9 protein-coding genes and 1 pseudogene are annotated in these 9946 nt (G+C 60.8%); 5 read left to right on the forward strand and 5 right to left on the reverse strand.

The features are described from left to right. The first annotated feature begins 137 nt into the window (after positions 1-137). The 5 genes from AC13EK_RS16875 to AC13EK_RS16895 all read left to right on the forward strand — a co-directional run bounded on the left by AC13EK_RS16875 (position 138) and on the right by AC13EK_RS16895 (position 3301). Complete coding sequence (locus AC13EK_RS16875) at positions 138-1028, forward strand: hypothetical protein (protein ID WP_483022283.1); 891 nt, start codon at positions 138-140, stop codon at positions 1026-1028. A 135-nt stretch (positions 1029-1163) separates the two neighbouring features. Further along, positions 1164-1697, forward strand: a complete 534-nt coding sequence (locus AC13EK_RS16880; protein WP_069335778.1) for a hypothetical protein — start codon at positions 1164-1166, stop codon at positions 1695-1697. Continuing rightward, positions 1694-2059 (forward strand): hypothetical protein, encoded by a 366-nt coding sequence (locus AC13EK_RS16885; protein ID WP_069335779.1) that lies wholly within the window; start codon positions 1694-1696, stop codon positions 2057-2059. Before AC13EK_RS16880 ends, AC13EK_RS16885 begins: the two co-directional genes overlap by 4 nt. A 205-nt stretch (positions 2060-2264) precedes the next feature. Then, positions 2265-2708, forward strand: coding sequence for a hypothetical protein (locus tag AC13EK_RS16890; RefSeq protein WP_069335792.1), 444 nt, complete (start codon positions 2265-2267; stop codon positions 2706-2708). After that, positions 2705-3301 carry a hypothetical protein gene (locus AC13EK_RS16895; RefSeq protein ID WP_069335791.1) on the forward strand — a complete coding sequence of 199 codons (597 nt, stop codon included), beginning with the start codon at positions 2705-2707 and terminating at the stop codon, positions 3299-3301. The genes AC13EK_RS16890 and AC13EK_RS16895 overlap by 4 nt, the downstream gene beginning before the upstream one ends. A 147-nt stretch (positions 3302-3448) precedes the next feature. Here the strand turns inward: AC13EK_RS16895 and AC13EK_RS16900 are convergent, their stop codons facing one another. The 5 genes and pseudogenes from AC13EK_RS16900 to AC13EK_RS16920 all read right to left on the reverse strand — a co-directional run. After that, positions 3449-3916: a DUF6998 domain-containing protein gene (locus AC13EK_RS16900; protein WP_069335780.1), complete on the reverse strand. Its 468-nt coding sequence runs from the start codon at positions 3914-3916 to the stop codon at positions 3449-3451. A 3-nt stretch (positions 3917-3919) separates the two neighbouring features. Continuing rightward, the gene (locus AC13EK_RS16905; protein WP_069335781.1) at positions 3920-5620 is read right to left on the reverse strand and encodes a restriction endonuclease subunit S; all 1701 of its coding nucleotides are present in this window, start codon (positions 5618-5620) and stop codon (positions 3920-3922) included. Beyond that, positions 5617-7074: an N-6 DNA methylase gene (locus AC13EK_RS16910; RefSeq protein WP_069335782.1), complete on the reverse strand. Its 1458-nt coding sequence runs from the start codon at positions 7072-7074 to the stop codon at positions 5617-5619. Before AC13EK_RS16910 ends, AC13EK_RS16905 begins: the two co-directional genes overlap by 4 nt. Positions 7075-7077: 3 nt before the next feature. After that, positions 7078-9531 carry an EcoAI/FtnUII family type I restriction enzme subunit R gene (gene hsdR, locus AC13EK_RS16915; protein WP_069335783.1) on the reverse strand — a complete coding sequence of 818 codons (2454 nt, stop codon included), beginning with the start codon at positions 9529-9531 and terminating at the stop codon, positions 7078-7080. Positions 9532-9705: 174 nt separating this feature from the next. Beyond that, a pseudogene (locus AC13EK_RS16920) lies at positions 9706-9862 on the reverse strand (IS630 family transposase); the annotation flags it as partial. Positions 9863-9946 lie beyond the last annotated feature (84 nt).

The raw sequence follows: 9946 nt of genomic DNA on the forward strand, positions 1-9946 counted from the left end.
TGTGACGTGTGGTAACTCCACCTTACCGATGAGCCCGGTGGCCACCGAGTTCGAAATCGCATGGGGTTGGGCATGCCCAACCCCATGCGATCACCTCAATCTACACCGGAAATTACACCACGAGCGCGGACGCTAACTTGGCGGCTCATCGAGGCAAGCTTCGGCTGGCGGAAATCGCAGCCATTAATAATCAGCGGTCGATAGATCCACAACGCCGTGCTGCCATCAACGAGGCGGCAAGAGCCCTTGAACAGCGTGCCTATGTTCCCTTGGTTCGCACTGCAGCTGGGCTTTCCATTCATCCTGCGCATGAGCACGATCCAGCCTTGCGCGCTGCGAACTTCTTTGAGGCAGAGCCGGAAATCCAGCATGCTTTCCGTCAAAAATGGCAGAATCTTGTGGCTGCGTTGTCCCGCCTCCATGTCGGTCGCGAGAATAGCCCAGTTTTCCAAAGGGAGGCAGGGTTAGCACCTGCCGGCCTATCTGCCGATATGCAGGCTGCAGTTGAGCCGGTCCTTGCAGATGCTGAAGTCCAAACGGCGCTGCAGCAGTCATTCAACCTGTGGCGGTCCCAACAACTTGCAGCTGAGCGTGAGCGTGAGGCCCAGGATCGTAATATAAAGCAGAAAAAGGCCGAGCGTATCAGGGCAATTAATGATGCTCTTTCGGAACTTGAAGAGCGGTCCGCCAGAGATGTCATATTCAAGCAAGAGTTTGATAAGATCGGCCATGAGCTCAATGCAGTTGTGAAAGCTCTGGCTGATTCAAAATTGATATGCCGTCTTGATGGTGGGCGATTTATTTTCCATGCCCCCGATATTAATGTTCGGTGGGCCACTCGCGAGCTCGCCTTGACGCCTTTGGGCAGGCGAACATTGAACCTTCTGATCAAGGCCGTCGAACCCACTGACGATGGGGGCTTGGGCTGGTCGTCATGGCAAGTTGAATTGCCGCCGCGCGTCGTCGCGAAGGGGCCTTTGGCAGATCAGATCGAATGGCCGATGGATCGCGGCAGAGGGCGTGAATGATCCCTCCGGCCCCGACGATATAGGAAGTGGGAATAGCTTGAAGAGCAGCAGGTGGCTGCAATTACTGAAATGAAAATCTGAACCTCACCCTAGCGGACGCAGCCGCCGCTGGGTGGAGAGAAAGAACCCACCTCAATGATCTATGTAAGTGAAGAAGACCGCAGGCGCAGCGCGCTTGCGAAAAAAGCCGCTCGCGCATTCGCCGGCATGGTCGGCTGGGCGCCTGAACCCTGCACATCGATAATGCCGCGTGCTTTGGTGGACTTCGACTATGCGGAGCGTGCCAGCACCGTGATGGCGCACTGGCACAAGAAGCTCTCGCTCACCGCCCTCATCAAGGCCGTTGCCGAGTGTCGAACTGACCTTCTCTTGGTCGAGCCGAGCCACGGATCAGGGAAGCAGGGCGACAACTATATCACGCTCTTGCTTTGCCGCGATGGCGAGGTCCAGATCGTCAAAGGCCTATGGATGTGGCTTCAGGCACCCGGCGGACCGATCCACCTGGTCACAAATCCTGATGGGGGCGACGAGATGCGCGCCTTCGTGATTGATCAGATCGGCATTCGTCCACTGCCAAATCTACCTTGGTCAACCGCAGAAGCGGAAAGGCTCGGTTTCTGGATCGCCAAGAAGCACTGGCAACTGGCGACCGGAGGGCATTACGCATGACCCAGATCGATAACCTCCGATGGCTGGACCACCTACCGACCGGCTGGTCGGCTCTCTACCAGGACTTCCTGGCCGATCTCGCCGCGAATGACATCCCAGTGATTGTGGAGGAAGTAAAAGAGAAATTCGGATCGCTTCGGATTCATCTTGAGCCCAAGGTTCCAGAGGCAAGGCCTTACATCATCGCTGCCGAGGAGCGGTCGAAGGTGACCTGCCAAAAATGCGGTGATCCGGGTGAATTGCTGATGCGCAATCGCATCGTTGCCACCCTCTGTCAGCTCCATAGCGGCGGTTTTTCCAAGCCGGCCGCACCGCCAGTGGTCACGGTCTACATCAAGTCTCCGGATCGGAGCGACGGGTAGGCGCCACTGCTGCGGCGAAGGTCAGGTTGGAACAGGCTCAGGCAGCTGAGCGAAATCAAATGAAAAAGGGCCAAGGCGCGGCACCGCTCGGCTGCCGCGCTCCCTAGAAGTGAAAGTCTCTTACATGCAGAATATTCTTACACCGTGCTCCGCGGGGAGCGTGAGCGGCTTGCCGTGGATCAAGCCCGCTACGCATCGTGCCATCATGATGTTGGCGGCGAACATCGGCGGACCGATCGATATCGCCCCCGAGCTGCGTTTCCCCGGCACTCAGCATGCCGTGCTGCTGGAAGGCGCTAATCTCCTGATTGCCGGAACCCGGACCGGCCCGAATATCGGACTGTACGACTTTGGTGCGGTGGCCAGACAGCATGGCATGGATCTGCTGCTGGCCCGGTTCTCTGGGCCGATCGCGTCATACGATATCTACCGTTGCGACGCCAACAAGTGGTTCACAGCCTATCATCGCGTGTTCGAGGATCGCCCTTGGTTTTGCCCGCCCGGTGATGTTGTCGATCAGCCATTTATTCTCGCCCACAGGCGCGGACTGCTTTTCGCCCGACATGCACCTTTCCCCGATGCCCGGCGGTTCGAAGCAGGCCATTCCCCGGCGACGCAGAGCGACACGCAATGGCAGGAGGCCGCATGAGCAAGGCCAAAACGAAGCCCGCCATGGCAGACCGGCCAGAGGAGTTGTCTTGCTTCCCGCTGGACCCTGCCGGCGACGGTAGTTTCAAATACCTTCGCTACTTTTACAAGCGCGGTGCAAACCGCGCCGGTATCATAGAACCGGTCTTGGCAAAGCTGACACCCGCCGGGCACAAGGCCGCGCATAACGACCTGCTGCTCCCTGATGCGGCAGGCGGCGAATATATGGACCTTTGCTATCTGCTGCAGCGCTATGATGCCATGCTGCCTGCCGCAGAGCGGAATGGGTTTGCCCAGTTTACCCTGAGATTGCCGCCAGACCAGCCACCACATCGGGGATGGGAGCAGGCGCGAGCCTGGGTCCGATCCTACTTTGTCCGGCAGGAACAATTGGCGGCGCTGATGATCCTCCACCTACCATATTTGGCGGGTTCACCGAACGCCAGTCACATCCATATCGTGCTCCCGGCACGCAGACTGACAGTAAATGGTTTTACCGGCCATGCCCGCGATATCATCTCGGACGGTGGCTGCCATAATGCATTGAACGCCTGGCTCAGCTTTCAGCAGGAAACTGGCTCATGCGCGAAGTGACCATGATCGATCCGCCGGGTGGCAGGCGTTAGGCGTAGCACGAACCGCGTCGCGAAAGGCGTATTCGGCGACCCTGTAAGAGTGGTTCGGGCCGTCCCTGGGCCAGCAGGCATTGGGCCTGCTGGCTATCGTTTCTCTCGAACGTCATCAGATCGGAGCGGGCCTAACGAGTGCGAGGCGTTGTTCGTTGGCGATGGCGGCGTCCAGGCGGGTGAGGTGTGCGAGGCTGATAGGGCGCTGGCCGTTGCTCTGGATGCGGCCGGCATTGCTCCATGGGTGCGTTCCGGGGCCGTTGTAGACGACGCGGACGTTGGCGCCGCGGGCGCGGTGGAGGACGAGGAGGTGGTCGGGTTCGTGGCGGATGGCGACGGTTCGACCTTGGGTGAACTTGATCTCCACGCGGCGGCTGGCGGGGCATAGGGCGTCGTGCGCCATGGTCGACGCGGGGTTCAGGGTGAGGCCGGACATGTAGGCGGCGATGACCTCGCCGATGCTGCCCACTAGGTGTCCGTCGAGCGTGAACTTGCGGCCGGGGAACAGGGCCTCAAGGCGCTCGGCGGAACCGTAGAGGGAGGCGAGCAGAGTGCGCACCTCTGCCCAGTCGACGTCAGGCATGGGTCACGCGGGTTCTAGTTCCCGCGCTTCGGTCGGTTCGAGCGCTTCGTGCAGGATGGCTTCGAGCAGGCGTTGGCGGGTATTGTCGCCGGTTGTGAGGCTCGATTCCAGTCGGTCGCACAGAGCCATGAGTTCGTCGACCTTGGCGACGATGCGGGATTGCTCAGCGAGGGGGGGGAATGGAATCGGAAGGTTGCGGAGGATTCCGAGGTTCAGGCCTTTGTATGCGATCCCCCGCAAGTTGCTCTGAATGTAATCCCAGAAGAACGGTGAAAGCATGGTGTAGACCATAAATGACCCGCTAATCTCAGGTGCGATCGGGACAACCGCAACTTCTCGCGCAACATTGAATCCCGCTAAGGTATCCGGGACCAACGCAACGCCGCCGAGGGTCCCACGGATATTGATTACGATTTCTCCCCCGCGAAGACGGGTTCTCGAGTAATCTGCTTCAATCTCTTCGCGAACTTTCCGAACACCCGAAAGTTCAATGAGTCCGGGGCGCACATCGCTGCATCGGAGTGTGGAAATTCCTCCGACTTTCGGTTCGTCACCGAGCTTAATGACGCCGTATGAGATTTCTCGATGCATCGCGAGCGTCTGTTGCACCGTCGTCCAACACCAGCCTGTGGGGCATTCAAAGGGAACTTCCCCCTGTTGACTTGCTTGCTCCACTTCGGCGCCGAGCCGCGATTTCCAGAATGCCTTTGCAGGCAACTCGGAGGGATCCTGTTTAACCAGCTTCCCCCGCACGGCGAGGTTCAGGATCGTCTGGCGCAGTTGCTTGATCTGATCGGCGCGGGTGGTGAGGGCGGGGAGGTTGTCGAGCGCGAAGCGGGCGTGGGTGGTGAAGGTGGCCGGATCAGGATCGGGCGCGTTCAGCCGGGTGAGGCTGGCCGCCGTCAAACAGTCGCGGGCGGCTTCCCGCTCCTTGCGCGCCTCTTCCAGCCGGTCGCACAGCGCCATGAGTTCATCGACCTTGGCGACGATGCGGTGCTGTTCGGCGAGAGGGGGCAGCGGAACCGGGATTTGGTCCATCTTGTTCTTCGGCAACCCACCACGCCCGGCGCCGGTCTGTTCGCCGAACACAAAGCCTTGGAAGTAGGGCGAGAGGACTACCATGTGGAGAAAGGCAGACATGTCAGCGAGCGCAGGGCGAATTATAGCCACATGCTGGCTCACATTGGCCTCGTGAAAATCGGCTTCCACGCGGCAGCATCGCCCCATCGAACCGCCGGTAATGTTGAGAAGCAAATCGGATGGGCGAACTGCTGTTCCCGCCATTCGAGTATGCGTCTCGGGCGCGATGTAGGCAACGTCATCAAGCAAGAGCCCATCGTCGTAGACGTTTTGGGATCGTAGGAACGGAATTCCGTTAGTTTGGTATGCGTCCTTACCGCCTCGGGGGGTGCTGCCGGACCCAGTTTTGGTGCAAATTTCACCTACCGTCGACCAAAGCCAACCTGCGGGACAGGGAAAGGGCTCGTCCACTGTAGGCAGCGCTTCGACGTGCGCAGGACGCCCGAAATTGCCTTTTTGGGTCGCAATGGCTTCTATGAGTTGGGCAGTCGGCTCATCCGAAGCTTCTTGCCCCACCAGCTTTCCCCGCACAGCCAAATCCAGCACGAACCGCCGCAGCCGCGCGATTGCGTCGGGCGCCTCGGCCATGCGCTCGTAGTGGGCCAGCAACTGCTCCGCGTTCATCGTGCCAGCGCCTCGGCAAGAATGGCCTTCAACTGGTCGCGCAGGTTTGCCGCTTCTGCCTCTACCGCGTCGAGTTCCCGGAGTAGCTCTTCGGGATCGCCATGGTCCTCGGCTTCGCTGTGCGGATTCTTGATGTCGAGGTTGTAGCCGCGAGCCTTGATGTCCTCGATGCTGACTTTCCAGGCCTGCGGGCCTTCGACGCGGCCTTCGCGGTTTGCGCCGCCCCACCAGTCCATGCAGGACTGGAAGTGCTCCAGCCGGATCGGCTTGGTCATGGAGTAGGCTTTCTGGCCGGCGGGCACCTGATGTTCGTAGTACCAGACCTCCTTGGTCGGCTCGCCCTTCTCGAAGAAGAGCAGGTTGGTGCCGATGGAGGCGTAGGGCCGAAAGACGCTGTTGGGCAGGCGCACGATGGTGTGCAGGTTGCACTCTTCCAGCAGGTGCTCCTTGAGGCGCGTCTTCACGCCTTCGCCGAAGAGCGAGCCATCGGGAAGGACAACGGCGCCGACACCGCCCTTGCGCAGCAGGCGGATGATGAGGGCCAGGAACAGGTCGGCCGTCTCACGCGTGCGGAACTGCGGCGGGAAGTTGGACTCGATGCCGTCTTCCTCCTTGCCGCCAAAGGGCGGGTTGGAGAGAACCACGTCGACGCGGTCCTTTTGCTCCCAGCTGATGTAGGGGCGGGCCAGCGTGTTGTCGTGCCGGACGAAGCTGGCGTCCTCCACACCGTGCAGCAGCATGTTGGTGACGCAGAGCATGTGCGGCAGCGGCTTCTTTTCGACGGCGCGCAGACCGGACTGCATGAGCGCCTCGTCCTCGGGGCGCTTCACGTGCTTGTCGCGCATGTGACGGATCGAGCAGGTGAGGAAGCCGCCGGTGCCGCAGGCGGGGTCAAACAGGACCTCACCGGGCTTTGGATCGATTCGGTCCACCATGAAGGCGGTGACGGCGCGGGGGGTGTAGTACTCGCCCGAGTTGCCGGCCGACTGTAGGTCGTTCAAAAGCTGCTCGTAGACATCCCCGAAATGCTGGCGCTCGGACAGGTCGTTGAAGTCGACGTCGTTGATCTTGTTGACCACCTGCCGCAGCAGTTGGCCGGACTTCATGTAGTTGAAGGCATCCTCGAACACGTCGCGCACCACGACGCGGCGGTCACCCCTCTGGCCGGTCGGCTGGAGGCCCTTCATGGCCGGGAAAAGCTCGTCGTTTACGAAGTTGAGCAAGGCTTCGCCTGTCAGGCCCTCGGGATCGGCGGCCCAGGTGCGCCACTGGAAGGCTCCTGGCACAGGCGACTGGTAGCCCGGCTGCATGAGCTCCAGTTCCTGATCCTGATCGTCGATGATCTTCAGGAAGAACAGCCAGCACAGCTGGCTGATGCGCTGGGCGTCACCGTCGACGCCGCTGTCCTTGCGCATGACGTCCTGGATGGATTTTACGAGAGTGCGGACAGACATGGACTAGGCGACTTCCTGATAGAGTTTGGCTTGGAGCTCGTGCACGGCGTTCTCGAAACCTTCGCGGCCGCCGAACGCCTTGATGAGCTGGACGGGCGTTCCGAGGTTGGTGAAGGGTGAGATGCGCAGCACGTTGGTATCGTCGAGATTGATGACGCCCTCGTCCTGATACTTCGCCAGCAAGGCATCAAGCACGGATCGAGCCTGCTCGCCATATTTTCCGAAGGCGTCGCGGCGGCGCACGTTGTCGACACGCTGACGGCGGGTCAGTGGCTTGGCGTCGAAGGCGACGTGACAGATGAGATCGAAGGGATCGAGGTCCTTGCCAAGCTCCTCGGCGATGACATCGAGGGAAAGGCCTTCGGCTTCCAGTTCGTCCAGGATGGCCTGCTTGCGCTCGGCGCCCTGCCAGCGGCGCAGGAAGTCGTCGAGGCTGGCGAAATGGCGGCGCAGCGCCTTTTTGGTGAAATCGCGCAGGGACTCTGTGACGAGCTTTCCGTTCTCGTCGAGGTACTCGACACGCTCGGCGACGATTGAGGCGCCGATGCCATCCACGTAGACCTTGCGGGACTTCTTCTTCAGGTCGTCCGGATCGAAGGTGACGTCCGGGTCGTCGACGATCACTTCGTCCTCGCCCGGCTTGCCGGGCAGCGGATCGCCGTCTTCGTCGATGGGCGTCTCGTCGTCAGGCGGCACGATCGGGTCGTTCTCGCCGGGCGTGTAGATCTGGACCGGCTCACCGTCGAACTCCGGGTCGGCGAAATGGCTGGTCGCGCCGCGAAAATCCATGAGGGTGAAGTAGTACTTCTTGGTGTCCTCGTGCACGCGCGTGCCACGGCCGACGATCTGCTTGAACTCGGTCATCGAGCCCACCTCGCGGTCGAGCACGATCAGGCGGCAGGTCTGGGCGTCGACGCCTGTGGACAGCAGGCGCGAGGTCGTGACGAGGACGGGGTAATCCACTTCTGGGTCGATGAAGTTCCCGAGCTCGTTCTTGCCCTCCGTGTCGCTGCCGGTGATGCGCATGACGTAGCGGTGGTTCTCGGCGACGAGGTCCTGGTTCTCGTTCACGAGCGCCTGCCGCATTCGCGCCGCGTGCTCTTCGTCGACGCAGAACACGATCGTCTTCTGCATCCGGTCGCCGCTTTTCTTCAGGAAGTCCGTGACTTTCTTGGCGACCAGCTTGGTGCGGTCGTCGAGCACCAAGGTCCGGTCGAAGTCTTTGGCGTTGTAGATGCGATCCTCTACTTCCTCACCGTCCCTGTCGACCTGGCCCTTCTCCGGGCGGTAGCCGGACACGTCGCGGTCGATGTGGACCTTGATGACCTTGTAGGGGGCGAGAAAGCCGTCGCGGATGCCCTGCTTCAGCGTGTAGCTGTACACCGGCTTGCCGAAGTAGGCGATGTTGGAGGCGTATTCGGTTTCCTTGGGCGTTGCCGTAAGGCCGATCTGCGTGGCGTCCGAGAAGTAGTCGAGAATTTCGCGCCATGCCGCGTCTTCCGCCGCGCTGCCGCGGTGGCACTCGTCGATGACGATCAGGTCGAAGAAGTCCGGCGAGAATTCGCGGTAGAGCTTCTGCCGATCCTCAGGGCCGGTGATGGCTTGGTAGAGCCCGAGGTAGATTTCGTAAGCCGTGTCGACGCGACGCTTCTTGTCGACGGCAAGGGCAAGGTCGACCGTGGATCCGTCGGCGCGTTCGATCGTCTTGGACTTGGTGGAAAGCTTCGCCATTGCGGCGCCGAACGGCCGGAAGTCATTCACCATCGTCTGGTCGACGAGGATGTTGCGGTCGGCAAGGAACAGAATGCGCTTCTTGCGTTTTGCCTTCCATAGCCGCCAGATGATCTGGAAGGCTGTGTAGGTCTTTCCAGTGCCCGTAGCCATGACCAGCAGGACGCGGTTCTGGCCCTTGGCAATGGCCTCGATGGCGGCGTTCACCGCATTCACTTGGTAGTACCGCGGCGTCTTGCCGCTGCCGTCGTCGTAGTAGTCCTGCAGGACCACCTCTTCGGTTTCTGGCGTCAGGCCCTTCCATGCCCGGTAGCGGGCCCAGAGGTCGGCGGGAGACGGGAACTGGTCGAGCCCAAGGGTAACTTCGCTCGCGCCGTTGGGCGAACTGCGGTCGTGGAAGACGAAGCCGTCACCGTTGGACGAGAACACGAAGAGGATGTCCAGGGTCTCGGCGTAGTCGAGCGCCTGCTGCATGCCGTCGCCGACGCTGTGCGTCTTGTCCTTCGCCTCAATGATGGCGATGGGCAGGTTGGGCTTGTGGTATAGGATGTAATCGGCGCGCTTGCCTTGGCCGCGCGACACCAACTTGCCGCGCACGATAATGCGGCCCTTGGTGAAGCTGACCTCCTCACGGATTTGCAGCATCTCGTCCCAACCGGCATTGCGCAGGGCAGGCGTAATGAACTTAGTGCAGACGTCCCGCTCGCTCAGAGTGCGCTTGCTCATCGTTTTCGAAAACCCCCAGTCTTGCAGGAAGGCGTAAGGGGACTTGGCTGCAAATGCCAGTGAGCGCACCTTAAAAGCTGGCTGCGAGAGAGAATTTCCGGCGAAGAAGCGCCATCCGTGCTCGGATGCGACAATTGAAGGCCGCGTTATGCCACCCTGCATTGATCAGAACCTATCTCCGCCTTCAGTTTTGGGGGCAACGCTGCCGGTTTCGCGCTGCTGCGCGTGGCACCGGATCGCCGGGCAGCGGTGCCACGTCGAAACGCGCCGCCGCTGCCCGGCAACTCAGCTCGCCTTCAATCGCAGCCAGAAGCCGAAGCCGCAAATTCATCGAGAGCGCGCGCCCCCATGCCTGCCTCCGTCACCAGTACGGATTCTGAATCAAAAATCATGCGGAGTGGGTATCCCTCATCGA

The organism is Sphingobium sp. L-44 (genome assembly GCF_056859495.1).

Coding starts and splice junctions, on each gene's coding strand:
- AC13EK_RS16880 (WP_069335778.1), top strand. CDS start 1,164: ATGATCTATGTAAGTGAAGAAGACCGCAGGCGCAGCGCGCTTGCGAAA.
- AC13EK_RS16885 (WP_069335779.1), top strand. CDS start 1,694: ATGACCCAGATCGATAACCTCCGATGGCTGGACCACCTACCGACCGGC.
- AC13EK_RS16890 (WP_069335792.1), top strand. CDS start 2,265: ATGATGTTGGCGGCGAACATCGGCGGACCGATCGATATCGCCCCCGAG.
- AC13EK_RS16895 (WP_069335791.1), top strand. CDS start 2,705: ATGAGCAAGGCCAAAACGAAGCCCGCCATGGCAGACCGGCCAGAGGAG.
- AC13EK_RS16900 (WP_069335780.1), bottom strand. CDS start 3,916: ATGCCTGACGTCGACTGGGCAGAGGTGCGCACTCTGCTCGCCTCCCTC.
- AC13EK_RS16905 (WP_069335781.1), bottom strand. CDS start 5,620: ATGAACGCGGAGCAGTTGCTGGCCCACTACGAGCGCATGGCCGAGGCG.
- AC13EK_RS16910 (WP_069335782.1), bottom strand. CDS start 7,074: ATGTCTGTCCGCACTCTCGTAAAATCCATCCAGGACGTCATGCGCAAG.
- hsdR (WP_069335783.1), bottom strand. CDS start 9,531: ATGAGCAAGCGCACTCTGAGCGAGCGGGACGTCTGCACTAAGTTCATT.